This window comes from Shewanella sp. DC2-4, assembly GCF_013248875.1.
Lineage (GTDB): Bacteria > Pseudomonadota > Gammaproteobacteria > Enterobacterales > Shewanellaceae > Shewanella > Shewanella oncorhynchi.
In genome coordinates this window covers 2,610,800-2,635,961 of sequence record NZ_JABRVR010000002.1, presented here as the reverse complement: position 1 = coordinate 2,635,961, position 25,162 = coordinate 2,610,800, and the positions used below count along the sequence as shown (strand labels likewise).

The window sequence follows — 25,162 nt, the reverse complement described above, 5'->3', positions numbered from 1 at the left end:
CAAATCGTAAAAACACTCAAGTGTGTATTCAAGGACATACCAGCGATTGACCTAGGGTAATAATACTTAATCAATTGATTGATAGATAAAGGGTTAAACCAGAGCTAATGCGCCGCGCCGATCGCCTATTTCAAATAGTGCAAATTCTTAAACATAAACGCTTAACCACAGCCCAAGAGTTGGCTGAGCGGTTAGAGGTTTCTACACGCACGATTTACCGTGATGTGCAGGATTTGTGTTTAAGTGGCATTCCCATTGAAGGGGAGGCGGGTGTCGGCTATTTGTTGCGCCATGAGGTCAATGTTCCGCCCTTGATGTTTAACGAAGCCGAACTGGAAGCGATTCAAGTTGGCATGCGTATGGTGCAAACTTGGGGTGGTAAGGAGCTTGGTAGCGCAGCGAGGCAGGCGATGATCAAAGTCGAAGCCGTACTACCAAAACGACTACAAGCCTATCAATCCTTGATGTTTTCACCGGACTTTTACCTCGACTCCAATGAGTTTCAATTCCTCGATCCCCTCCGTAATGCGGCTCAGCGCCGCGAATACGTCAAACTCTTCTATCAAGACGTCAAACTGGATGTCACCGAGCGGGAAGTTAGGCCGCTCGCCATCTATTTTTGGCGTGGTACTTGGACCTTACTGACATGGTGTGAGCTACGTGCTGATTTTCGTAATTTCAGGGTCGATCGCATCACAGGTCTTGTGCGGTTAAACCGTCATTTTGATCTCACTCTTGGGCAAGAGCTTGAAGATTATATTTGCCTGATGGATGAGCAATCAAAGGCGCGAGCAGAAGCGAAAGAAAAGCCACTCGAATGAGTGGCTTTGTATTACATTTTTAATTTGCCTAGTAACTTTCTAGTAATTCGCTAGGTGTATCGAGATCTCTCTGATACTGGTGTCATAGTAGTTATTGAGAGCCTAAGCTCACCGTTTTTAATTGTTTAACATGACTTCACTTGATTGCGAAATATTCAGTTTTTTGATTAATCCATCTTCATCATTGTTTTGGAGCTCGCCGACGGCAACCTGAATATTGCGACTCAGTCCTAATTTTTGAGCGCTTTTAGGACGATTAGCAATGTCTTCATCCGTTAGTGGATAGGATTCACTGGCATCGATATTAAATTGACTCGAATCTATTGCGGTAAATTTACCGTTGATAGGTGCGCCATGTTGTCTAACAATATTAGCCAATTGCCACTCAAACCCACTTTTTGACTGTGCCGAATTAATCGCTGCAGGCCAATCCCATACACCATAACCATTTATATCTTGATGAAGATATTGATCGACTAAGGCTTCTGGCCCATTTAGATTATTCGCATTCGCTCCGCCAAAGGTGTAAGGGAAGTTAGGTCTATTTGTCGGATGATTAATATGCGCATTACCTCCCCATTTTAAGAAGTTCTCATATTTTATATCGTACATCATATATAAACTTGAGGTGTATGGGACATCCGCCTTTTGTTTAAATAGGGTGATTGAGATATAACGTTTGCTGCGAGGCGGCATAATTGCGCGGTACTGCGCCTGACTCGAAATCGTTGTACTTTTGCCGTCGGTTTCACTCCAACCTTGGCTGGCAGAAAATTCGGCGCTGATTTCAGAACTCGCTCCACCTATTCCTGGAATACCCACTTCATATTTATTGGTTACGCCAATTTTCTCGGAGAAGGAGAAATTATCGGTTTTGGCCCAGCTAGTGGTGTAATCATAGTTTAGGGTGGCCACACCGGTATCTTCGGTATCGCCCCAGTTATAGATAACCACAGGAGCAGTATAAATAGCCTCACGATCATAAACTTGAGGTGAACCTAACTTTAGACTTTGAGGATTAGTGACGAAATGAATATTTTGTAAATTTACCTTCAAACGTTCATTCGCTCTGTAGCCGCTTGCATAAGGATCATTGCCGTTATAGCGGGCTCTAAGACAGTATTCGTTGCTCGATTCTCTTCTGACTTCGATGTCTTCACCAACATACTGGGATGCTGTACCGCCAGCCCATGCATATCCAAGATGGTGTCCTAAGGAGAATAACGAACTGATAAACGAGGGGTCGTTAATTGCATCATTTTTAAGCGAATCAAGATCAGGGGCAGCGTGTTCTACCATTGACAGTTTTGGAATAGTATTCGGAATAGCAGCTTCGGCCAACAAAGAAACAGTTCCAAGTGCGGTTAAACAGGATAACGTTAATATACCCAGGCTAGATTTTGTTCTCATGATTGTTCCTTTATTTTAATAAAATACGTCCTTTCATTGAGAGCGCCGATGGCAATTATATGTAGTTCTAAATCATATAAATAATCATTACTGCTAGGCACATCTAAAAACTAGCACTTTTATTTTTATTAAACAAAATAAAAATGAATTAATTTAAGGTGTGTTTTAATCTGGTTAAAAAATGTTAATTACTTTATTCTTAAACGGTATTTAGAACTTTATAATATAGTGTATTTACTTTAATTTTTAGTGGGTTGGTTTTTTGAATGTGGATTAATATTTATGCGGCATTTTATTATGTAAAACTTTTAAATGGACTCTTCATTCCGAGAACTATACCGAGAAAAATACTGAGATTAGTGCCGTAATAGATGCTGTAAATAACATTTCTGAATGGACGTTTTAGAGACTAAATAGTTTGAATATAGTTAGGTTAAGTATTTTGTTTTTATTGTTTGAGTCTTTGTTATTGCTGATAAATATCATCACTCTTCCATTATCGTCGATGTGTGAAATACCGTTAAAGCCGATACTGTTAGTTGCACAGACATAAGAGCCTAAATACATGAAGATTGTGGAAGATCAAGTTAACGTGGAAGTGATTTTCTAGGGGGCGATGTCTCAGAGGGGGTTAGGCTGTGTAAAAGAGTGGTAGGGACAGTGTAAGTGATTGATGCAAGAGTCAGTGCCGTTGCTGAGCACTGACTCTTTGTTGACTTAGTGGATAAAGAAAAACAGTCCCATACTCAGCACTGTGGTTAGCAAGGTATTACGGGTGACGAGCGCCAACACTGTAGCGACTACGGCGCAGATGAGATAGCTGTTGTCTAGGCTCAGATCGAGCTGACCTTCCTGCACAAACACTATGGGCGCAAAGATCGCAGTGAGTACCGCAGGGGCCGAGTAACTTAAAAAGGTCTGGGTGCCCTTACTTAATCGCAGCGGTAGTTTAGGCTCAAGTAGTAAATGACGACTGATAAACACAACCGCCGCCATTGAAAAGATCATTAACCAAATCATGCTTTTTCTCCTGACAATGTTTTTGTCTTAATGTCAGTCCCAACTCCAGTATCCACTTCTGTTTTGGTCTGTGCGCTTGCTAACTGACTGGCGGATTGTTCCGCGCGTTCCGCTTCCTTGGTCACTTTGGCGTAAAGTACACCTGCCGTCATTCCCGCAATGGCGGCAATGAGCAGTCCCGCTTGAATTTTAAAAACGGCGCATACCACTGCAAGGGTGAGCGAGACTAATACACAGACGAGAATCGATGGTTTTTTTATGGTAGGAACGACCAGAGCGATGAAGGTGGCTGCGATGGCAAAATCTAATCCCATCTCATCTAAATTCTCGATCGCATTGCCCGCCACTATGCCAAGTAGTGTGGCTATGTTCCAACCGATATAGAAACTCAAACCGCCGCCAAGGGCGTACCAAGGGTCGAACTTATGTAACTTGCCTTGATTGGCGATGGCAAACAGTTCATCTGTGAGTAAAAAGCCCAATGTTAGGCGCCACTTTAACGGCAACGGACTGATTTGACTGCGCATCGCCATTGCATATAACAGGTGGCGTGAGGTGATGAGTAATGTCGTAATTAAGATACTCCACAGACCAATACCGGCTTTCACCATGCCGAGCGCCACTAATTGAGCCGCGCCCGCAAAGATAATCGCCGACATGGCTTGGCTCTCAATGGGCGTTAGCCCAACCTCAATGGCGAAGGAGCCGGCTAAAATGCCCCAAGGTACAACCGCTATCGTCAACGGCATCATGGCCAAGGTGCCTTTTAAAAATGCCTTGGATTTTGTGGGATGCACAGGATAAACATCAGGTTTTATAAGCTTGTCGGTGGTCACTTTGGCTCCTAAAAATAGCGGCGACGGGGTTGCTGTTAAACAATAAATGCTTTGATAAGATTGCTTGCTTAGTCAATCGAGGAGAAAGCAAGAATGAGCATGACAGATTAACTTAAAGTGGTTGTTTAGGCTTGGATAATATTGCGGCCTATTTCTTTGGCAAATTGCCCTGGCGTAACACCGACTGTCTTCTTAAAATGTCGATTCAAGTGACTTTGATCGTGAAAACCACAATCGAGGGCGACATCGAGCAGCCGTGAGCCTTGTTTGATTTTTCCTTTGGCGAGTCTCACTCTTGCCTGAATTTGGTAAGCGTGGGGCGGTAAGCCGTAATAACGCTGAAATTGTTTGAGTAAATAATAGGGGCTTAATCCTGCAAGCGTTGCCAGTTCTTCAAGGGAGATATCGGCCGCGGGATGATCGTCGATAAAGGATTTCACCAGTGCTAATGAAGGCTTAGCTATTGCCGCGAAGTTGTCGCTTGGACGATGCTTGCCATGGCGCGCCATCAACTGCGTCAAGCTTGAATAGACTAAGCTTTCGCGCAGTAAGCGATTGTCCGATGTATCTAAAGTCGTAAAGGTGAAGCGCAGTAATTCGGCTAATTCAGGATCGTACACTACGGGCTCAGGGAAATAGGGTGCACCGCGGTTTGATGCTAGCTCACTGTTAATATTGGCAAACTGTGCGGGTACTGGATACATGGCACGATAGGACCAACCGCCCTCGGTGGCGCTACAACCATTATGGACTTCGTCGGCGTTGACGAGAATGATGCTGTGCTTTGGCGCCACATGGTTGCCACCCGTGCGATAAAAACGCTGCGCCCCCGTTTCAATAACGCCGACTGTGTAACCTTCGTGGGTGTGCCGACTAAAGTTTTGTTTATGGTAGTGGGCATTGAGTAACTCGAGGCCACCTAATTCATCGGCAATCTGGTAGGCCGCATGTTCTGTGTTCACACTAGGCCTCCGTGTTTAGTGTATAAATGGGCGGGTTGTGCCTGATAGTAACCCAGAAACCCTCAGTGCTTTTGTACAAAATTGCGCATATAGGATTTTGTTTGCGTTTAATGGCGTTTTTTTAATATGTGTTGCTTAATGCTTGTCGCTTAAGATTTTTTGTTTAGTCTTGCTCGCGATAGGCGTTATTTAGGTCGCCTGCTGTAATGTTGTGAGTTCTGCACCCGCGATAGCCTCTAGGTGTTGAGTTATTTTCTCTATCGGCCAATCCCACCAAGCGATGGCAACAAGCTCATCTATCACAGTTTGCTCGAATCTCAGCTTGATCACTGTGGCAGGATTACCGCCAACCACAGCGTAGGGTGGTACATCTTTTGTTACTACGGATTGACTGGCAACAATGGCGCCGTGGCCAATTTTCACCCCAGGCATGATAGTGGCGTTATAACCAATCCATACGTCGTTACCGATACAGGAGTCGCCCTTAAAAGGTAAATCTTCGGGCTTGGGCGCCGCTTTCTCCCAGCCATTGCCGAAGATATAAAAAGGATAAGTCGAGAAGCCAGATACTTGATGATTAGCGCCATTCATAATGAATTTCACGTCTTTCGCAATGGCGCAGAATTTACCGATATTCAGTTTATCGCCAATAAAGTCAAAGTGATAAAGTACATTCGACTCGAACCTCTCAGGACCTGCTGGATCGTCATAATAAGTGTAATCACCGACGATAATGTTCTCGCGGGAAATAAAATTTTTAAGAAAGCCAACCTGGGGAAAGCCTTTCATCGGCGCTTTATCGTTGGGATTTGGACCTAACTGCGGGTGAGTGTGGGTACTTGGCATGAATACCTCCGTGCTTAAAAGAGTTGTTTACTAGGGTAATGCATTGTCTTTTTTGAATCGTCGTACTTTGGTACGTATATTCTTCATCGGGGAGTAAGTGTTGAACTGGATCATACGGCCCAGAGTCCATTTATCGTACCAAGTTATGCCGTACAGTTGCTGATCACTGAGACTTGCAATCAGCGTTGATAGTTTTTCCATTGTAATTTCATATTCATCAAGTAAATCAGTATATTGCCATTGGCTATATTCATGATGAAATCGCTCTGCTAATAATCCCAGTTGATTCCATTTATAACCCGTATCGGGAAAATCAACGGGGAGTGCTTGCGATGTTAACTCGTACCATTTGAGCACTAATTTACCCCAACCAATAAGGTAAGCGACGGTATCACTTACACTAATTTGTGTACCTTTGATGTTTCCTTCTATGCTGCACACACGGGACATTTGGGTTGGGATTGAACGATAGTCAGCCATCAATTTGGGGAAAACTGAGTAAATAGCCAATTCAAGTTCTTGTTTTGATTGGGGGACAGATGACATCACTACCTCGTTTACATTAGATGCTTAGGCTGAGTTTAACATCATCTATTGGGCTATTTAGTATTCACCTGTCACAACAAGCACTTGTTCAATAGACTCAACTACTAAGGCAAGCGTAGTTTTTTCTCGCTTAAAGCCGACAGAGCAAATGGCCATCGCGCCGTTACCACAGGTTATTTCAGGGTAATCTTCTGTCATTGGCGTTTCATCTTCTGCTACGGGCGCTAATACCCAGCCAGCTGCCAATAAACTCGATTTCACTTCAACGTATTTTTTGCCCCATAACGCGCTGGTGTCCTGTGCTGGAGCATATAGAGGCAATGCGCCAAGACTTAGCATTATCAGTGGGAGAATGTTTTTTCGCATATAAAGTTTTCAGTTCCTATTTGGTTTCGATTGGTCGCTTAGCGCTTGTGAGCGTGTTAACAGCATATATTATTCATGATCCCTCTGCGCATTATCCCTATGTGCATTAGTTGGGGGAATTATGTCTGTTCTTGTTTATTCGTTTTTCCCAATATTTTTCATACAGTATCTGTGTTGATATAAAAATAACAACGAACACCCCCGTATCAATAATAAATTTCAATGGATCAAAAGGGTCGCTAAAAATTTCGTAGTGAAAATCGAAGTATTTGAATAATAATTTTGAGCCAAGAAAAGCAAAGATAAAAGAGATAAAGAACTTCAATGGTTTTTCCCTAAAGTGTGTTGATAAATTAACCATTTTCTTTGGCGCGTTTGTACTCTTGTTGGGATTGATAAATTCCCAGAATGATCAGGCCAAATACGAAATAGAACATTTTTTGCGCTGAAAACTCGATTGTCAACGTAGGATGTTCTAGGTGGCGGTATAGAATACTGTGAGAAATTGCCTCTGTTATCGTCAGAATAAATGGATAGATAATTAATGCGATAGACGATATTTTCGCGAATTTGTACGTTTGAGGTTTTTTAATGAATTTTGCAATAAATAGTAACGCAAATGATAGCGTCAGATTGCTTATCCATAAAATAGCCGCCGTAATTCGTACTTGAGTATGACTGGCTTGTTCCGCATCGGGATAAACCTCTAATATCTCCTGCAAGTAGCTTGCTGGGCTCACTAATCCCCAAACAGGGTAAAGGCATAGCAGCACGGCAGTGAGCATTAAAATATATCTGATAAACATCCTTTTTCTCCGACAGATTCTGCTTAGAAAGCTATACTTGTTATACGAATCATTACCTTAGCATTGTTTTTTACAAGTGGCGATGCTTTAGCTAAAACTAAATTATTGTGACAAAATCCTTGTTGTTGGATTGCATACTATTTTTTAGGCGCCAACAGCAGAATAGATAAGTAACAAAGATAACGGGATGGAAAATAGACCAATTAAACGGAATTTATTGTTGAAGTATTGAGCAGACAATAGCGCAAACTTCCTATGTAACCTTGGAGGCGTTAACGCCAAGCCCATTCCAACACTGAACAATACAATACCTATCGCAAAAATGGTCTGTGGAAACTGAGTATCGGTTGAGTAATGGGTAAAAATGAGACCCGCAATAACTCGGCTAAACACTTCAGCAATATGGAAGTAGGGCTGCTCGCTAAATGAAATAATACCCTTCGAGAAAGACGCAGGTTTTACAACCATCACTAGGCTTAATAACAACATCAATAGACCAAAAGCTGCAATAAAGTACATAGTCGTTCCTTGATATAGTGATGTGTTGATGTTGAAACTATAAATTCAGCGACACAATTAAGCACTCTCATTCCAGTGACACGCTCTGCTTAAATAATAAAAGTCATCCCAGAGGGGTCGACGGCGGCATCTACTGCATATGGATGCGCGAATGCCACGGTCACATGGTCAATTATGTTCCCGACATAATAGTGATATTCCCCCTACTCCTATGGGTCAGATATGAATGAGCGGCCATGCCGCCAACGGCCACTTCCATAAGAGTGCTTAATTTCGTTAATTCCTGGGTACCTTTTTAGCCAGTTCCCGCACTATCAGTTTCCCTTTTCAAGTCGGTACATCAGGGCATATATTCATTTTTAATCTTAAAAACATGTGGGTGTCCTCACTCTTTTCTGTCGTGGCATAAAAAACAAAACAAGGTCGTGGGGCTTCACCCCACACCTGACCAAGGAGGACTGCTCGTCCTATCCTCCTTGGATGCTCCAAGACGCCCCAACGGAGTTGAAAGCCCCTTGTGCTCATTGCCAAATTTGCTATCGCTTCCGAAGGATGCATTCCTGCACCTGCGAAAGCTAGCTTGCCATCCATGGCAAGACTCACGCAATTTGTCTATTCGCCCTGCGGCAACTCCGAGGGGAAGGTGAACTCCTTCTGCTATTGTGTTGTTTGCAAGTCATGCAAAGTAAACCGAGTAATGCTTACAACCACTTTTAGACATTTAACAATGGGTGTCTCTTTAAATTATCGCCAAATCCGACAAATCCGCATTAGGTAATGCGACCATTATTCGCTGTGGTCGCCAAAGCCGCGCCGCCGACCGCCGTATGATGGCCGCAGAAATGGATATCAGCCCCAATGTGCTGGCGAAGCTGGTTCCATTGGATAATGTGATGAAGGATATGAATACCAATCAGGTAGTAAAGGAAATATTCAAGGAGGCAAAATAGAAATAGTTAAATTGTGCACATAAACTAAGAAAAATAGTTCATTGATTAAGTTTGTTCATATGATTAACATTAGTAAAACCAACCTACTATTATACATTTATGAGCACAGTAAAACTAAAAGACTACAGGCCTTTTCAAATTATTTTTATTATTGGTTTGATTATATTTACCATGTCATCAATCTCGATAATAATTAATGATGTTTTGGAATATGACTCTAAGCTGTGTGCCTCAAACATCTGCTTTTCCTATTTTACCAGTCTATTCAGTTTTCCAATTGATGTGGCGAAGGCTACAGTTGCATTACTTGCACTAGCAGCTCTCTTGCATAAAAGTGAGGAAACTCAGTATCAAATTAAAATATCAATATCACAAAATACTTATAGCAATTATTTTCATCATCGAAAAATAATTACTGAAGAGTTGGATAGTAAACTATTGGATAGTGATGTAAAGATTGTTAGCTTTAACTCTTTTTACAATCTTTTATTCCCAAAAAACAAACCAAATAAATTTGAATTTACATCAGACATAAATGATGTTGAAGTTCTATATAGGGATTTTTTTGACAATTTATTTAGTCAAAGTTCCTTTGCCAGAATTTATGGTCGTGGAGGTAGCTTAGGAACTGGTGTTGTTCGGCTTGGAAGTGTAAGCATTAAAGATAAATTTGATATTATTCGCGAGTTTGATGATGCGATTTTTGAACTGCTTGAGTCTCTTGGTTTAAGGGTTGCTACTGAACATTACACATTGAATAAAAGCTATGCAGTTTATAAAAGTAGAGCCCTTTCATTAGAGGAGTTTAGTACCGTAGAATATGAAAGTATATCAAGTTATGATATATCAAAAAATGTTAATTCTTATACGGAACATTGGAGAGGTAATCAATAAATTATCTTACTCTAATAGAGAGTTAAGTTTTTTAACTGTCGGGGATGACATATTTAGACAAAATTTTAGCACTAAAGACACATTTTTTATGGTTGTGGGTAATATAGACGCTCAAAAGAAAAAAATAATTAAAGATATAATTCAACCATAATCACTCACGTACCCGTTAACGGGTACGCTTTTCTCCTGCCTAAAATCTTCGTGTACCTATAAGCGTATTTAGCCAACGCTGTGAAGCGTTGGCACGTTAGCCCGCCGTGAGGCAGCGTATCCCAAGGGGAAAACCATGCTTAACTTTTGTGGCGATTGCTGTCGGCGTGTTTGTGGCGTTAATCGCGTCCCGTCTGTTCGTCGTTTAATTGATTAAGGGGTAGAACAAGCGCAATAGCTAAACTTCCATCTTTTTAAAACGTTGCCGCAAATTACACCGAGATTTGCTAAGCCGAATTCGATTGCGGACGTGACCTTCGATGATATGGATATCATCGCAGAGCCGCCATGGATGGCTTTACGGCGTGTCACGGAAGCAATGGAATTCGGCGTATCTACGACTGTACATAAACCTTTAATCTTTGTTATTTCATCAAGCTTTCCGCAAATTTAGCTCAACAAACAAAAACAGCCGCAAATATTTGCGGCTGTTTTTGATTAACACTCTGGATTTAAATAAGATTTAAAGCTTATGCCAACTCGCTCGCTATTCATTGACCATAGCTAATAGCGCAGGTAAGAACTCTTTATCTAATGTGGCAATTTCACCTTGCTCGATAAGCACTTGATTAAGGATCTCATGGCTAGTCAAAGGATTAGCTAATACCACTCGAAAAACCACTGTGGGTTGTCTAAAGTAGCGCGCGGGTTGAATGCGGGTGCGGGAGACGAAGGATTTACCCTGTTCGCGTTGGTGCTTTTGAATAAACTGAGTGAGGCCATCGAGCAGCTCGTTAAAGTGCGCAAGTTTTACTGTGTCAGCTTGCTCAATAGCAAACTGCATGGCGGCTTGGACGCTGGCAGGGACATAACGATAAGTCAGCAGACACAGTTCTGGTTCAGTAACCAGTTCAAAATCCTTATGGGCTTTGATTTGCTCTGCAAAATAACGCGCTTTTTCAAGGCTGTTGTTGATTAAGATTTCATACCCATCGCGGCCGATGATTTGCAAGCAAGCGTGCACTAACATCGCCATGCCGGGGCGTGAGCCTTCCAGCGTTTGGCTGCCGAGATCCTTTGAACCACGGCGCAGAATATATTCGGCGTGATGGGCGATGGCGTGGGCGAACTCTGGGTCTTTAAATAACACCATGCCCGCGCCCATGGGCACGTACATTTGTTTGTGGGCATCAATGGTCACTGAATCGGCAAGTTCGATACCTGCGAGTAAGTGGCGGTATTTATTGGATAATAAACTTGCTCCGCCCCACGCCGCATCTACATGGAAATGACAATTTAACTCTTTTGCCAGCGCCGCTAACTCTGTCAGTGGGTCAACATTACCGGTTTCAGTGGTGCCAGCCACACCAACAATCGCCAACACTTTGATGTTTTTACTGGCAAGTTCAAGGGCGGCTTGGCGCATTTTCGCGACATCGACCTTGTTATCGATGCCCGTGGGAATGCTGATGATATTGTCACGACCGATACCAAGCAGATCGACGGCTTTGCCTAGCGAATAGTGACCGCGCTCCGAGACTAAAATCGCTAAATCGTCATAGCCATAGTGGCGCAGTGCCTTGAGTAAACCTTCGCGGCTGACGCCTTTAAACTCGCCATCGGCCTTCAATAATTGGTTACGGGCAATCCACAGGGCCGTGATGTTGGCAACCGTGCCGCCGGAGCAAAATGCGCCGAGGGAATGATTGGCGCTGTGCATCCAGCTTTGATAAAAATCCGTATCTTGGTCGTAAATCAAATGGTGCATCATGCCGAGCACTTGACGCTCAAGCGGCGTAAATGCCTTTGAGGTTTCAATTTTGACCAGATTTTGATTCAGTCCCACCATCATTTTCGACAGCGGCAACACAAAGTAGGGCAGTGCCGACGTCATGTGGCCGATAAAACTCGGTGCTGCTGTGTGTACAGAATGCGCCACCAGATTCTGCATAATTTCGTCGGTGTAATCGGAGACAAAACGCGGCTGAGTTGGGATCTCAAAGGCTTGAAAATCGGTTTCAATTTCCGACAAGGGTTTTTCGAGCGCGGCGATACTGTCACCCAAAAAGCCTGCTAAGTCCTCGGAGAGCTTCTGCTCGATAATACTCAGCGTTGATCCTGCATCTTCCGGTGCAGTAAAAATGCGGAGCAGACTTTCTTCGGATGCTGTGGCTTGGCGAGGGAGTTTCTGGGTCATGGGGCTTGCCGTCTATTAATTTTTATAGTGAAACCGCAAATTTGCTCGAAGAGTATAACGGACCAGTGACTTTCGACCAGTGATGCGCGATCAGTGACTCTCAAATTTTCAATCAGCGGAATACTAAAAAGGGAGCTCACTTTACTGCAAGGCCTTTTAGGCATCAAGCACTAAAATTTGGTATTACCAAAGCGTTGCGGCCTAAATAAGCAAAGGCGCCGTTATGGCGCCTTTCTTCAAATCATTAAACAGAGGGAATTACTTAAGTATTAGTTCCAGTATTAGCGTTGGCCTAACATGAGTACCGCGCCGATATTTCGGGCGGTATTGCAAAGGTTTAGCTTGGCATTGGCCAGTACATCATCAAGTGGACTTAAGTGCGGGATGATAGGGAAGATAGCCGCCATACCGTGATCCAATATGGCATTGGCGTTTTCACCGAGGCAGCCCGCGATACCGATAGTGGGAATGCCCTGCAGTTTGGCTTGCTTTAACACGCCCATTGGGGTTTTACCAAACACGGTTTGACCATCGATGCGGCCTTCACCTGTGATCACTAAATCGGCACCACGGATTTTGTCCGCAAGGCCAACGGTTTGCATTACAATCTCAACCCCAGGTTTAAGCTCGGCATTTAAAAAAGCCATCACGCCAAGACCCATACCGCCAGCAGCACCAGCTCCGGCATGATCGCGGTGATCGCTAATGCCATTGCGAGCAATCACATTGGCATAATGGGCAAGCGCGGCATCTAGCTGCTTAACCATCTCGGGCGTCGCACCTTTTTGCGGACCAAAAATTGCCGATGCGCCGCGTTCGCCACACAGTGGATTGTCAACATCGCAGGCAACTTCGAAGCTGCACTCACGTAAGAGTGGATGAGCGTTTGATATATCGATTTGGGTGAGTTTCGCCAGCGCTGCGCCGCCAGAAGGTAGCGTTTTACCTTGGCCATCAAGCAATAAAATATCCAGCGCTTGGGCCATACCCGCGCCGCCATCGTTGGTGGCACTGCCGCCTAGCCCCAAAATGATGTGCTTTATCCCCCGATTAAGCGCATCACAAATTAGCTCGCCCGTGCCATAACTTGTGGTAAGCAGCGGGTTACGTTGCTCCCTCGGCACATGGTGTAGCCCAGACGCTGAGGCCATTTCAATCACGGCAATCGCGCCTCGATGTGGCGATTTGTTCGTTGGATCTGCACGTGAAACTGAAGCAGAACTTGTATTGATCGCAGCGCTGAGAATACCTTCACCAAGAATGCCATAGTGTGCTTGCACTCTATGTCCCAGTGGCCCCATGACTTCTAAGCTGACAATACTGCCGCCCGTGGCGTCCACCATAGATTGCACTGTGCCTTCGCCACCATCGGCAACGGGTATTTTGACTATGTCGCAGTCGGGGATCACTTGTTTTAAGCCTTGTTCTATGGCGTTGGCCACTTCGAGCGCGCTTAAGCTTTCTTTAAATGAGTCGGGGGCGATAACTATTTTCATTAAAAATCCTACAGCTAAATGGGATAAAACAGGGCTAAATGTTGAACACTAAACCCAAGGCCACTTACGTTGGGCGCAGCAACATCCCTGTGCTAAAACTGAGGTGATATAAAGGAATTTATATCCATCACTGGCACATTAATCTGTTGCAATTATTAGGGCGTATAACAGAACTATATCTTGGGCACAGTATGTGCCCAAGGGACAATATTGAATCAAGAACTCATTAATATTAGAGCAACACTAGGCTTAGCACATACACAGTTACCATGGACGTTACACCTTGGATTAGGGTCGCCATAGTTTGGGCTTTATAGGCTTGTTTGACGCTCATGCGGCTAAATTGGGTGACGACCCAAAAGAAGCTGTCATTGGCGTGGGAAACGGTCATCGCACCTGCGCCAATCGCCATTACTGTTAACACTCGGCCCATATCGCTACCAAGACCAATATCGCCAAGCATAGGCGCAACCAGTGCAGAGGTTGCGACTAACGCTACCGTCGATGAACCCTGCGCTGACTTAAGCGCGGCAGCGACGATAAATGGCATGAAGATACCGATACCCAGTGCCGACAGTGATGTGCCCAAAAAGTCACCGATAGGCGTGGCTTTTAATACCGCACCAAAGGCACCGCCTGCACCTGTGATTAAAATAATCGGCGCGGCAGTGACGAGCCCTTGGCTGATGCGTTCGCTAAATTCGCTGATCTTATTCTCACCCTTTAACAGCAGCAGGGATAAAAACAGGCCAATCATCAGGGCATTAACAGGCTGACCAAGGAACACGAGCGCATCAAACACAGCTTCTTTACCCAAAGGCGCTGAAGGGAAGTTAGCGATAGAACCTAAACAAATTAATACGATAGGCACAAAAATCGGTGCGAAAGCTTTTAATGGACTTGGTAACGTGCCATAGCTTTTTTTCAGCGTTTCATAGTCACTGGCCTGCGCTTTAAGTTCTTCTGCGCCTTCACCATCGGGCTCAACATCGGCAAAGCGGTTTGCCCATAACATACCCGCGAGTGCCGCAACGGCGGCCACAAAGAGACCCACACCGATCACTAAGCCTAAGTTGGACTCTAAACCTAAGTTGCCTGCGGCGGCGATAGGGCCTGGCGTTGGCGGTACAAAGGTGTGAGTGGCGTACAGACCTGTGGCTAAGGCAACGCTCATGGAGACACTAGAGACCTTCATGCGGTTCGCCATCGATTGTTTCAGTGAGTTTAAGATCACAAAACCCGAGTCACAAAAGACTGGAATAGACACGAGATAACCGATAATTGACATAGTGAGTGTCGGGAAGCGTTTACCTAATATCTTGATCACCACATCGGCCATGGTGATGGCGGCGCCGCTTTTTTCCAGAATAATCCCTATGATAGTGCCTAAGACGATTACTAAGCCGATATAGCCTAAAATATTGCCAAACCCTGTGGTAATGGTTTTAGCGATTTCCCCGCTCGGCAAGCCATAGGCGAAGGCCGCGATAAAGGCGGCCAGAATTAAGGTTAAAAAGGGGTGGAGTTTAAATTTGGAGGTCGCGATAACAATAAATGCAATCACGCCGATGAGAATAAGCACTAAGTTCATAGTTTGTCCCGTTCAGTTCTTGGCTGAAGTTTTTGAGTAAGTTTTTTGACTTATATTGTAGGGCGCAGTGCTTATTTGGGCCTGAGTCCAAATGAGGGCTGCTTTAAGGTCATCCTATTATTGTGCAGGTATGTTTGAATAGCTTTGGCTAAATCCACGGAATTACCGCGTTATGTTTCGCCATTTTTGTGCTCATGCACAAAAATGCTTAGGTGAATTCGAATGCAGGAGGAGGCGTTTTGTCGGTAAGGGAGGCGCTTGTCGATAAGGATTGGCAAATAGGGCTATTTGCCAATCCTAAACAGGAGGGACTTAACTCGACTCTTTATTGACGACGAATAAAGGATTCTACATAGGCTGCGGTGCGGGCATTGAGTATCGGATCAGCAGATGCAGTAATGCCCTTAGGCAATAACAGTGGGTTAAATATGCCTTTATCACACTGTTGCACTTGGGGATCGCTGTCTCGCTCACCGTTAATCATCACTTGGCCTACCAGTAAACGCTGGCGAGTTTCAGGCCAGATCACAGTTGGGTCATTAATCTCATCCCCCATTTCGGCGAGTTGAATATAAAGGTTCCATTGTGCTGGCTGGGTTTTAATGCGCTCGAGTAATTCCGCCTTTAAAAAATCATCACTGAGATTGGCAAGTTCACTGGCTGACAGCGCGGCAGTACCTGCGACAGGTTCAAAAATCCATTTACCCGCGACTGTTTCACCTTGTTGAACACTGTTTTTTTGCGTGCTGAACAGGAAACTATTTACACCAAAGTAGCGGCTGTTGGCAAAACTTGGGCTGGGAGGCAACTGTTTAACGTAGTCGAAAAAAGCTTTGGCGCTGGGTTGATTATCAATAAGCCACTGTTTACCTTCAGGACCTTGTTTCACTTTGGTCTGAAAGTTAAAAAACTCTTCGAGATTTTTGGCAAAGAAAACGGGAACGTTAGTGGTGACAAAGTTAAGATTTTCTTTATCGCCGTCAATTTTGAGTGACATAAAGCGCCCAGCGGTTTTATCTGAGATCTGCGGATTTGTACCGCCGAGGGAAAAGCGGGCTGTGACCTTGATACTATCTTGATTAAAAAATGGAATTGCCAACGTTTGTTGTAATTGTGGATTCGGTTTAAAACTGCCCGAGGTACAAAATCCCTTAGTGTGATTACGCAGTTTGACATTTTTACCCGCCTCGCGACTTGCCGCATCGGGTGTGCCGTTGACGGCATCGACCAGTTCGGGAATGGTTTTCTCGGCCGCGATTAACGAAGGTGAAGTCAGCGCTAAGCCGCTAATGAGACAAGCTTTGGCGAGTAAAGTCAGTTTGATTGAGGTCATTATCATTCCTTTCAATGGACTAAGTCGAGAGCGCTAGCATATCGACGCGATACTATATGAAAGGATAGGAAAGGGGATACGGTATAAATCTTTCAATTAATTTTTTAGTACAGGCTAAGTTTTACTCAATTGATCTGGCCATCAGGTCGGCGCCGTCATCTGCGGGCTTTTTTCTAGCTAATCTGTTGAGTTGCTAAGTCATTTGAGCGTTAAGTTAAGCGAGTCGAAGTATCAATTAATTGCCCAAGATACAGGCTTAATAATCCATGCAGGGATTGAATGTCGGCTTGGGTGATTTGCTGAATTTTATCAAGGCGATATCTCAGTGTATTGCGATGAATAAACAGGGCATTCGCGCATTGCTGTGCATCGCCAAAGTGGGTGATGTAAGCCGCTAAGGTTTTGCGTAATTGGCCGTTTTTATCCGCCTTGGCGAGTTGCTGGTAGGGCGTTGCCAGCGCCTGACCGCGCCAGTCATGTTTTAGCCCTGCAAGTAACACTTGTAGGGAATAATCTTCAAACAGGTATTTATTCCCTTCTGCATTGAGCTGCTTACCGAGTGCCAAGGTTTCTTGAGCCGTGTGATAGGAGCGCGCTATCCCGCCTTTTTCCGGGAAGAAATGGCCTAGAGCAATTTTAAAGTTTAAATCCATTTGGGCGGGTAAGCGCTGCAATAGCTTATCGATACGCTGATTTTCAAGCTCAGGATCCCATTGTTTTCCATCTAAAAAAGCAGGCTTTAGGATCACCAACTGCGACATTGAGGTCATGGCAATCAAGTTACCACGGTCAGGATATTGCAATAGATGCAGCACTTGCTTGAGGGTTTCACTGACTCTGGGGCTGCGTTCATCGGCGGGCTGAGTGGATGCCTCAGCTAAGTACAAGGCCGATGAGGTGGTGTCGGTTTTTAAATGGTGTTTCTGGATGTTTTTCTCGCTGATCTCAATAATGGCCGCGACTCTTGGCAGGCTGATATCAATGTCGAGCTGTTTTGCCCAGCGGTGCAACTGTGCATCATCGGTTTCAGCTTTGATCAGTTGCAGAATAAACTCTTCACGCTGGCGATTCTCCCATTGCAATTTATCCTGCAGGTTGGCTTGTTCAACAATCATTTCGGCGGTCATTTTAAGTAACTCACCATAATGGGTGAGCTCACGTGGATCACCGGTAATGCCGACAACACCTATGATTTGTCCTTGATAATGTAAGGGTAAATTGATGCCTGGCTTAACGCCATGCAGCCCTGAGGCGACTTCTTGACTGATCTCCACATTGCGATTTTGGGCAATCGCCAGCAGCGCGCCTTCGTGGGTTGATCCTATACGCTTAGGGTCGCCTGAGCCTAAAATCACCCCTTGGCCGTTCATCACATTGATATTGTGGCCAATGATTTTCATTGTGCGGCTCACAATTTGCTTCGCGATGGCAGAATCAAGTAGATACATACAGGCGCCTAGTGGGGTTGAAGGTTTAATAGGGATGCAATACGCATTCTTAATCTGGGTAGCATATCGCGTTCAAACTCAGGATGCTGCTTAAGCCAAAGATTATTACGCGGGCTTGGGTGCGGCAAGACAAGATACTTAGGCCAATATTGCTGCCATTGCGCGCATGCTTGGGTCACTGTTATTGGTTTCAGTTTGGGGATGGCTATTACTTTAGCGCTGGTCGAAATTTTACTGCTGGTTGTTTGAGGCTCAGTGATCGGCAAAGTGGGGTTTACGGCCTCGGACGATTCGCGCGGTAGATGATAGTCGATGGCATATTGGCCGAGGATCACAATTAGCTCTATTTGCGGCATTAGGGCGAGCAAGGCCTGATGCCAAGTGGCAGCACATTCGGGGCGCGGTGGTTTATCACCCTGCTTTTTACCGTTTTTTTCGATACTGCCCGGAAAACAAAATCCCATAGGGATAATGGCAAAAAGATTGGGGTCGTAGAATTGCTCCCGCGTGACATTCAACCAAGTGCGCAGCCGTTCACCGCTGGCATCGTCAAAAGGTATGCCTTTATGGTGGGTTTTCACGCCCGGAGCTTGGCCTGCAATCAAAATCCGCGCTTGGGTACTGGCCTGTAATATCGGCTTGGGCGCTAAGGGTAAATGGGCCTGACATAAAGTACAGGCGCTGATTTTGGCCAGCAGTTTGGCCATTGATGCTGAGCATGATGGTGATACAGTTACGCAAAGTGGCGATGGCGCTTTAGTGAGATTCATCTTAGTCAATTTAATCGCTAATTTTATCGTTGCTCATTCATTTTCAATCAGGATTGGAGCATCATCACTGTTTGATATGCCCAGTAGCCAAAAAGAGAATAGCCAAGGATTAAACTGATATAACTTAATATCTTAGGAATTTGATTTGGGCTTGAAGCCAAACAAATGTGGGCCAGCACAATCGTAAAGAGGGCTAAGGGGGCAATCACATAGCTCAAAGCTAAGATAAATAATGCCCCTAGGCTGATGATCCAATCAGCATTGCGATTGGTGGGCTTATCGATTTGGCAAAGCTGTAGTGGCAATAAAATCAGTCCAATACCGACACAGATAATACCTAAGTTAAGGGCGAAATCACTCCAACCTCTATGATCATAAATGGCTAACGCAATGGCAATTAATGGCATTATTAGTGCGCTTAATACATGGCGTTTGGCAAAAGTGGCGCTACGGTACTGACCCGCAAAAAAGAATAAGCCCTGTAGAAACAGATTGATTAAGGTAAAACCACCTAGGCCTAAAATGATAAATAGGCTCGCTGCGCCACCCGAAGGGTCGAACGCCATGGCGGGTAAGGGTAATAGGCTTAGCCCCAATAGTGCTTGAATTGATAACAGCCACTGAGATTGGGAGAGTGAAGAATAAATACGCATGGGCTCAGAGGATTAACTAAAAGATTGAATTAAGATCCGCTAAAGTGAGCCAAAACTCAAGGATTAAGGTTTTTATGGGCGGACTTTCGCGCCAGAGTCTGATCTTATTCAAGATTTTTACGTTTATCTGCCATGACGTTATCGCTTTAAAAGATCCTGCTGCACTTAAACAAAAGCCCGCAAAATGCGGGCTTTTCGTGTTATGAACAGTATCGATTAGAGTTTGTAACTCATGCTCAGCATGATCATTTGCGCTGTGTAGTCATGGCTATTGCTGCCAAAGCCTACGACGTTCCAGATCCCATCGACGGCGATATCATTGGCGGCATCATTGTCTTTATAATTCTCAATTTTATAATCCAAGCGCAGCGCCATTTTCTCGGTGGCTTGATATTGAGCATATAAGTTAATGTTGTGCACTTTGGCAAAATAATCGCCATAGTCGCCTGTGATACCTTGTCTGACTTGAGTGTTACTGTCGGAGTTTGAATAAGTGTAATCCAATCCCATGCGTAACTTGTTCTCAAGCAAGTTGTTGTAGCTCAGGCCCGCCCCGACCACATCTACATTGTCTTCAATGAATCCTGTCCATGTTGGGGTGCTGTAATTACTGCTTCCCGCTTGTTCAGACTCAATGATTTGGTAGTTGTAGAAGGCTGTCGCCAGTAAATCATCGGTGATCATGTAGCTGATGTTGGCATCATAACTGGTGTCTTTTGACTCAGTTAAGCCAATAACTGTGTCAGAGTAGTCATCTAATGCGTAACGGGCACCGAAATCTATGGTCAAGCTGTCGATTGGCGAGTGGGTGACTCGAGCTTCAATCTGGGTTCTGTCGCGGTTAGCCAGATTGTACTTACGTAACAGGCTGTTGGTTTCAGAAGATGTCCATTCAGAAGCTTGATATTGCGAGCCATCACGCTGACCGTAACTGCCCTTAACCCACATATCCCAAGTTTCAAAGCTGTTAACGCGCAAACGTGCCCAAACAGTATTTTCATCCGTGGTTTCACGGTCTTGATAATTACGGTCGTCACGTTTGAAGTCATAGCCGCCATCAAGCTTCAGTCCATGGGTAATACGATAATCCGCCGCCACTTTGAAGCGTTGGCTAGTGTTATCGTAAGGGGTGTTATAGGCCACCTTACCATTGACATTGTTGATGCTGACTTGGGTCCACTCTTCAATTTGAGTATTGTTATCACGGTCGCTATAGTCGTAGCTACCACTTAAGCGCAGTGAGTTAGTCACTTTACTGACGACTTTTAAGTTTAACCCTGTGAGGTCAACTTTGGCATCAACGGCCTCTGTCGGCACTTGATAGCCATAGCCTGAAGTGACTAATGCTTGGTCTTGACTCATTTGTCCCGCAAGCACACGACCTGTTAACACATTGGTATTGTCGTTGTATTGACCCATGAGCGACACTGTGTGTGACTGGTTGTCAGGGTCAAGGGCGAGTGTGCCAGAGGTTTGAGCACCAAAGGTCGGATTGAAGGCACTGTCGAAGTTTAACTGGTTGTACTCGTTCTTAAAAATTGAGCCATTGTAGTTAAGTGCAGTGAACCAACGATCGCCTTTTAGTTTAATGCCAGCTTCAATGGAGTCAGTGGTGTAATCAACTGGCTCAGCTAACATCATGGATTGGTTAAAGAATCCACCTGATGTTTTTTTCAAGCCGGTTTTTTCTTCACGCATGTAGCTCACATGCGTACTCCACAGCGATTCACCTTGATAGTCAAAACCTAACCCTGTGCGCTCACGTTTGAGCGACAGTTCTAAGGCATTTAGGTTGTCCATCAGTAACGGCATCTGGCTGCTTGAACCCGCAGTTACCCAGTTGTCTGGCAAGGTTAAATTATCGCTGCCGACACCAGAGTAGGGCGTTAAGGCGCTATTACTATTGTAAGTGGCGATTTGGCGATAGTTTACATTGACATTATACTGGCCCTGTTTGCCCGCATTGACATCTAAACGGCCACCATCCATGCCCAGTTGATAAGCTTCAACGCTGGCTTGATAGCCTTTCTCACCACGGAAGGTGACATCGGCATCAAATTTACCTGCAACTTCGTTTGAAGTCCCAAAGGCATTCGCCGAGCGAATATCCTCTTCGCTGTTGTAACCCACGCCAACACCCACAGTGCCAGATGTACCCGTTTCAACAACGCAGCCTTTACAGCTCCAAGCGGACATTTTGACTTTTTCTGTATTGGCATTGGCTAGGCCATACCCGTCGGCCGCTATTGCAAAACCTGTGTTTGCTAGTAACGCCAGAGTGATCAAATTGAGTTTAAATTTCATTTTCTCGTCTCCTTAGCGCTGTAATAGCTTGCCAGATGGATGGTTTGAACCATGGACCTGACTGTGGCAATTTAAACAGCTTCTTCCACCCGTAAAGGCATTGTCGCCGACGTTTGAACCTAAACCAGTGTTACCTAAGTAAGCATTGCTGGCGTGGCCATCGCTAGCGTGACATTGCTGACACAGCTGCGGTGCGCGGGTTTTCAACATGGCATCATTCACACTGCCGTGAGGATTGTGGCAAGTCACACAGTTCTCAGTGACGGGTGCATGTTCCCACAGTTTTGGGCCGCGTTTCTCGGCGTGGCAGGAGTAACAGGTTTCGTTAATGCTAGGCTTGTTTAGATCGGAATCTGTCATGCTCCCATGGGGATTATGACAATCGCTACAGGTCATTTGAGCCCATTTTAGTGGGTGACTCGAGCGTTTATTCATATCTGCTTTTTGCTTAGTGTGGCAGCTAGTACAGACTTCCATTTCGGTGTTTTTTGATAACACAGGATCTTTTGCGACATGCACTTGGTGGCATGAGGCACAAGCGACATCGGCATTGTCATGGTGACTACCGTTCCAAGATACGCGTTTATCATCTTGGTGACAGCTCATACAGACACTGTTTTGTTTTTCTGCACTTAAGGTCGATTGCTTACCAAAAGTGATCATCGGCTCGTTGCCGCCTTTATTGTGTTGACCCATAGGACCATGACAGGCTTCACATTGCAGGCCAGCCATTGGGCTCTTTGATGAATCAATGGCGCCATGAACACCTTTGAAGAGGTCCATCACTTTTTCAGATTTTTTGTGGCACATCAAACAAGAATCGGCACCTTTAGGGGAGTAGCTGCCTTCGGCAAACTTCTTATCTAAGGTGGCTTCGACTTGTTCTGGAGTCATTTTGTCATCCCACTTTGAGGCGTGTGCACTCGGTGTGATGCATAAAGACATCACTGCAGACATTGCCATGGAGATGACAAGTGCCGGCAGTAGGTTTTTCATTTTTAGGCTGTTCTTCATAATAGGCTTCCCAATTTGTCCCAACAAAATTCAAGAAAGGGGGAGCGAACTCCCCCTGCTTGGGCAAATTACATCTTCACCTGAGTGTGATCTGTTGGTGTGGGTTTGTGACAGTAGAAACAGGTTTCTGACTGCGCCGCTTGATTGGCTTGAACATAATCACCGTTCACAATCGCGCCCATATTTTCTAAGCCGTGGCCAATAGATTCTGGCGCGTGGCATGAAGTACAAGTGGCAGTGATTGGCGTGGTGTATTTACCCGCAGTTGTTGCCAGAGCGCCTTTGACCTTGAATGCATCTAGGTTGAAGTCGTTATGACATTGGGTACATTCTTTGATGACACCTTGTTTACCATGAACAACGTGTAATTTCATCTCCAACGCACCTTTGTTAGCACCACTTGCATAGGTACCATCAGGGGTATGACAAGCGACACACGCATCCACACCGACGATTGGCTTACCGCTGGCATCTTTTGCATGTGATAGCTGTTCTGTCATCACAAAACCCGCATGGTGGCCTTTGTGAATTTCGAAGCTATCACCGTGACAACCTTGACAGGTACCAAACTCAACTGAGTTAACATGACGCATGCTCGGTGCTTTACCAGACTTAGTGCCAAAAGCTAGTTCAGCTTTCATGCTCGTTGTTGCGCTGTCTGCGGTACATGCGGTTAAGCTTGTACCAGTGCTACACACTTCTAAACCGATAATGGTAAAGGCGGTATCAGTATCGCCTGCACCGAAAGGTAGAGCGGGTGTTGTAAAGACCAATTTACCGTCAACTAAGGTTACACCTTCTTGCAGTGCGCCATCTTTGACTAAGTCTTTCGCTATTTTCGCTTTACCGCTACCTGGACTTGGATTGTAGCCCATGATCGGGAAGTTAGGGCCAACGTTGGTAACAGACTCTAAACGTTTAATCTTATCTTGAACGGTTGCCGCATCAATTGCGTTACCATCTTTGTCTAAGATAGACACGGTTAATACTGCAGTATCATCAGCTTGACCAGCAAGTGCTGCTGACATACCTAACTGAGCGATAACGGCTTTTTTGTCTGCAGTCTTACCTGTGTGCAGTTCTGCAGTCCAATCGCTGTTATGACAGGCGATACAGTTGGAGTTATCTAGTTGTTGTGAGTGGCCTTTACCAGCAGCAAAGTCCACTGCGCTATGGCAGCTTCCACATGAGGCAGCAGTTGGGATACGTGACCAATTACTCCAATCAGGCGTAGCCTCATTTGCTGCGTGACAGCTTTGACAGCTTTCTAATGAGCCTAAGGTGAGGTCTTTGTGTTTAGCGTGAACGAGAACATTGAACTCTTTACCTACACCGACTTTTCCGGCCGTGTGGCAAGTTGCACAGTAATTAACGTCGGAATACGCGCCGCCATGTTTAACATTGGCTAAATCTTGGTGACAAGTATTACAGCTTTCTGTGGCGACAATTTTGCGACTGTATGTTGGCAGTGCACCAGTATCGGCAGTGAAGTCGACAAAGGCGTTACTGTTTGGTACTTGAGTACCATCGGGAAGCGGAGTGTTATAAGCGCGGATTAATACTCGTTGAGCTAACTGTTCGTTATAAGTGACTTTAGTGTTAGCGGTCAGGTTCATACTAAAAGTATAACTGTAGTGACCGTTTTTCTTGTCAACGAAAGTCCCTGGGCATGTTGCAGCTACATCACAGGTTTCATCACCAAAGTATTGCCATTGTGACGCATTACCTGCACCAGTTGCGCCTTGTGGGATTAATTGTGCTGCGGCAAAACGCATTTTTTGTAGGCCAACAACGGGTAAATCATTTTCGTTAGTGACGGTAAACTCAACACTCGGAATACCGTTAGTGACGACAGATTTGTCAAAGGCGAAATTAAGGGTTTGAATCGCTGGAGCAGGTTCGCCACCAGGTTCACCGGGATTACCATCATTACCATCGCTGCCACCACAGCCCGCTAAGGCCATAGTGACTGCACTTGCTGCTAACAGCAGTGCGATTTTAGTTGTTTGTGCGTTCATCATTTTTTTCCCTGCATAGGTTTGGCATTGCTTAAACGCTATGTTCTAGAGCCAACAGATTCTATGTCTGTGTTTTTGGTCACTAGAAGCGACTTAAGTGGATGCTGGAAATAGAATTCCCCAAGGAAAGGCTAACCTAACATGACCTTAAAATCTCCAAGGCCTTTGCTAATGTGTGACTTGGATCTTTCTATTTCTAAAGAGGTATTTAA

21 protein-coding genes are annotated in these 25,162 nt (G+C 44.9%); 2 read left to right on the top strand and 19 right to left on the bottom strand.

Annotation, left to right across the window (positions count from 1 at the left end; translation table 11 throughout):
• Nucleotides 1–107: 107 nt before the first annotated feature.
• Nucleotides 108–821, top strand: coding sequence for a YafY family protein (locus HQQ92_RS12390; protein ID WP_028760503.1), 714 nt, complete (start codon nt 108–110; stop codon nt 819–821).
• Between the two features lie 117 nt (nt 822–938).
• Here the strand turns inward: HQQ92_RS12390 and HQQ92_RS12385 are convergent, their stop codons facing one another.
• The 9 genes from HQQ92_RS12385 to HQQ92_RS12345 form a co-directional block, all read right to left on the bottom strand.
• Nucleotides 939–2,231 carry an aerolysin family beta-barrel pore-forming toxin gene (locus HQQ92_RS12385; protein ID WP_173245693.1) on the bottom strand — a complete coding sequence of 431 codons (1,293 nt, stop codon included), beginning with the start codon at nt 2,229–2,231 and terminating at the stop codon, nt 939–941.
• Nucleotides 2,232–2,948: 717 nt separating this feature from the next.
• Nucleotides 2,949–3,251 carry an AzlD domain-containing protein gene (locus HQQ92_RS12380; protein ID WP_131525746.1) on the bottom strand — a complete coding sequence of 101 codons (303 nt, stop codon included), beginning with the start codon at nt 3,249–3,251 and terminating at the stop codon, nt 2,949–2,951.
• A complete protein-coding gene (locus tag HQQ92_RS12375; protein ID WP_173245690.1) occupies nt 3,248–4,087 on the bottom strand; it encodes an AzlC family ABC transporter permease in 840 nt (279 codons plus the stop codon). Before HQQ92_RS12375 ends, HQQ92_RS12380 begins: the two co-directional genes overlap by 4 nt.
• A gap of 125 nt (nt 4,088–4,212) precedes the next feature.
• Nucleotides 4,213–5,049, bottom strand: coding sequence for an AraC family transcriptional regulator (locus HQQ92_RS12370; RefSeq protein WP_173245687.1), 837 nt, complete (start codon nt 5,047–5,049; stop codon nt 4,213–4,215).
• A gap of 189 nt (nt 5,050–5,238) precedes the next feature.
• Nucleotides 5,239–5,895, bottom strand: coding sequence for a Vat family streptogramin A O-acetyltransferase (locus HQQ92_RS12365; RefSeq protein WP_028760498.1), 657 nt, complete (start codon nt 5,893–5,895; stop codon nt 5,239–5,241).
• A 30-nt stretch (nt 5,896–5,925) separates the two neighbouring features.
• Nucleotides 5,926–6,441 carry a ClbS/DfsB family four-helix bundle protein gene (locus tag HQQ92_RS12360; RefSeq protein ID WP_173245683.1) on the bottom strand — a complete coding sequence of 172 codons (516 nt, stop codon included), beginning with the start codon at nt 6,439–6,441 and terminating at the stop codon, nt 5,926–5,928.
• A 57-nt stretch (nt 6,442–6,498) separates the two neighbouring features.
• Nucleotides 6,499–6,807: a hypothetical protein gene (locus HQQ92_RS12355; RefSeq protein WP_105252958.1), complete on the bottom strand. Its 309-nt coding sequence runs from the start codon at nt 6,805–6,807 to the stop codon at nt 6,499–6,501.
• A gap of 353 nt (nt 6,808–7,160) precedes the next feature.
• Nucleotides 7,161–7,613 carry a hypothetical protein gene (locus HQQ92_RS12350; RefSeq protein ID WP_105252957.1) on the bottom strand — a complete coding sequence of 151 codons (453 nt, stop codon included), beginning with the start codon at nt 7,611–7,613 and terminating at the stop codon, nt 7,161–7,163.
• Nucleotides 7,614–7,757: 144 nt separating this feature from the next.
• Nucleotides 7,758–8,132 (bottom strand): hypothetical protein, encoded by a 375-nt coding sequence (locus tag HQQ92_RS12345; protein ID WP_173245680.1) that lies wholly within the window; start codon nt 8,130–8,132, stop codon nt 7,758–7,760.
• Nucleotides 8,133–9,181: 1,049 nt separating this feature from the next.
• Here HQQ92_RS12345 and HQQ92_RS12340 point away from each other — a divergent pair.
• Nucleotides 9,182–9,976: a hypothetical protein gene (locus HQQ92_RS12340; protein WP_173245677.1), complete on the top strand. Its 795-nt coding sequence runs from the start codon at nt 9,182–9,184 to the stop codon at nt 9,974–9,976.
• 697 nt (nt 9,977–10,673) lie between these two features.
• Here the strand turns inward: HQQ92_RS12340 and panP are convergent.
• From panP to HQQ92_RS12290, 10 genes are all read right to left on the bottom strand, one after another.
• Nucleotides 10,674–12,323: a pyridoxal-dependent aspartate 1-decarboxylase PanP gene (panP, locus tag HQQ92_RS12335; protein ID WP_173245675.1), complete on the bottom strand. Its 1,650-nt coding sequence runs from the start codon at nt 12,321–12,323 to the stop codon at nt 10,674–10,676.
• 281 nt (nt 12,324–12,604) lie between these two features.
• Nucleotides 12,605–13,819: a glycerate kinase gene (locus tag HQQ92_RS12330; RefSeq protein WP_105252951.1), complete on the bottom strand. Its 1,215-nt coding sequence runs from the start codon at nt 13,817–13,819 to the stop codon at nt 12,605–12,607.
• 232 nt (nt 13,820–14,051) lie between these two features.
• Entirely contained in the window at nt 14,052–15,410 is a 1,359-nt protein-coding gene (locus HQQ92_RS12325) for a GntP family permease (RefSeq protein ID WP_173245672.1), read from the bottom strand.
• A 325-nt stretch (nt 15,411–15,735) separates the two neighbouring features.
• Nucleotides 15,736–16,743 carry a catalase family peroxidase gene (locus HQQ92_RS12320; protein ID WP_173245669.1) on the bottom strand — a complete coding sequence of 336 codons (1,008 nt, stop codon included), beginning with the start codon at nt 16,741–16,743 and terminating at the stop codon, nt 15,736–15,738.
• Nucleotides 16,744–16,952: 209 nt separating this feature from the next.
• Nucleotides 16,953–18,191, bottom strand: coding sequence for a sugar diacid recognition domain-containing protein (locus tag HQQ92_RS12315; RefSeq protein ID WP_173245665.1), 1,239 nt, complete (start codon nt 18,189–18,191; stop codon nt 16,953–16,955).
• Nucleotides 18,192–18,199: 8 nt separating this feature from the next.
• Complete coding sequence (locus HQQ92_RS12310) at nt 18,200–18,898, bottom strand: uracil-DNA glycosylase family protein (RefSeq protein WP_173245662.1); 699 nt, start codon at nt 18,896–18,898, stop codon at nt 18,200–18,202.
• A 110-nt stretch (nt 18,899–19,008) separates the two neighbouring features.
• The gene (locus tag HQQ92_RS12305; protein ID WP_173245659.1) at nt 19,009–19,614 is read right to left on the bottom strand and encodes a hypothetical protein; all 606 of its coding nucleotides are present in this window, start codon (nt 19,612–19,614) and stop codon (nt 19,009–19,011) included.
• Nucleotides 19,615–19,830: 216 nt separating this feature from the next.
• Nucleotides 19,831–21,918: an MtrB/PioB family decaheme-associated outer membrane protein gene (locus HQQ92_RS12300; protein ID WP_173245655.1), complete on the bottom strand. Its 2,088-nt coding sequence runs from the start codon at nt 21,916–21,918 to the stop codon at nt 19,831–19,833.
• A 12-nt stretch (nt 21,919–21,930) separates the two neighbouring features.
• A complete protein-coding gene (gene mtrA, locus HQQ92_RS12295) occupies nt 21,931–22,932 on the bottom strand; it encodes a decaheme c-type cytochrome MtrA (RefSeq protein WP_028760483.1) in 1,002 nt (333 codons plus the stop codon).
• Nucleotides 22,933–23,000: 68 nt separating this feature from the next.
• A complete protein-coding gene (locus HQQ92_RS12290) occupies nt 23,001–24,953 on the bottom strand; it encodes an OmcA/MtrC family decaheme c-type cytochrome (RefSeq protein ID WP_173245653.1) in 1,953 nt (650 codons plus the stop codon).
• Between the last annotated feature and the right edge of the window lie 209 nt (nt 24,954–25,162).

Coding starts and splice junctions, on each gene's coding strand:
- HQQ92_RS12340 (WP_173245677.1), top strand. CDS start 9,182: ATGAGCACAGTAAAACTAAAAGACTACAGGCCTTTTCAAATTATTTTT.
- HQQ92_RS12355 (WP_105252958.1), bottom strand. CDS start 6,807: ATGCGAAAAAACATTCTCCCACTGATAATGCTAAGTCTTGGCGCATTG.
- HQQ92_RS12315 (WP_173245665.1), bottom strand. CDS start 18,191: ATGTATCTACTTGATTCTGCCATCGCGAAGCAAATTGTGAGCCGCACA.
- HQQ92_RS12390 (WP_028760503.1), top strand. CDS start 108: ATGCGCCGCGCCGATCGCCTATTTCAAATAGTGCAAATTCTTAAACAT.
- HQQ92_RS12350 (WP_105252957.1), bottom strand. CDS start 7,613: ATGTTTATCAGATATATTTTAATGCTCACTGCCGTGCTGCTATGCCTT.
- HQQ92_RS12360 (WP_173245683.1), bottom strand. CDS start 6,441: ATGTCATCTGTCCCCCAATCAAAACAAGAACTTGAATTGGCTATTTAC.
- HQQ92_RS12290 (WP_173245653.1), bottom strand. CDS start 24,953: ATGATGAACGCACAAACAACTAAAATCGCACTGCTGTTAGCAGCAAGT.
- HQQ92_RS12385 (WP_173245693.1), bottom strand. CDS start 2,231: ATGAGAACAAAATCTAGCCTGGGTATATTAACGTTATCCTGTTTAACC.
- HQQ92_RS12365 (WP_028760498.1), bottom strand. CDS start 5,895: ATGCCAAGTACCCACACTCACCCGCAGTTAGGTCCAAATCCCAACGAT.
- HQQ92_RS12300 (WP_173245655.1), bottom strand. CDS start 21,918: ATGAAATTTAAACTCAATTTGATCACTCTGGCGTTACTAGCAAACACA.
- panP (WP_173245675.1), bottom strand. CDS start 12,323: ATGACCCAGAAACTCCCTCGCCAAGCCACAGCATCCGAAGAAAGTCTG.
- mtrA (WP_028760483.1), bottom strand. CDS start 22,932: ATGAAGAACAGCCTAAAAATGAAAAACCTACTGCCGGCACTTGTCATC.
- HQQ92_RS12345 (WP_173245680.1), bottom strand. CDS start 8,132: ATGTACTTTATTGCAGCTTTTGGTCTATTGATGTTGTTATTAAGCCTA.
- HQQ92_RS12380 (WP_131525746.1), bottom strand. CDS start 3,251: ATGATTTGGTTAATGATCTTTTCAATGGCGGCGGTTGTGTTTATCAGT.
- HQQ92_RS12330 (WP_105252951.1), bottom strand. CDS start 13,819: ATGAAAATAGTTATCGCCCCCGACTCATTTAAAGAAAGCTTAAGCGCG.
- HQQ92_RS12310 (WP_173245662.1), bottom strand. CDS start 18,898: ATGGCCAAACTGCTGGCCAAAATCAGCGCCTGTACTTTATGTCAGGCC.
- HQQ92_RS12305 (WP_173245659.1), bottom strand. CDS start 19,614: ATGCGTATTTATTCTTCACTCTCCCAATCTCAGTGGCTGTTATCAATT.
- HQQ92_RS12325 (WP_173245672.1), bottom strand. CDS start 15,410: ATGAACTTAGTGCTTATTCTCATCGGCGTGATTGCATTTATTGTTATC.
- HQQ92_RS12320 (WP_173245669.1), bottom strand. CDS start 16,743: ATGACCTCAATCAAACTGACTTTACTCGCCAAAGCTTGTCTCATTAGC.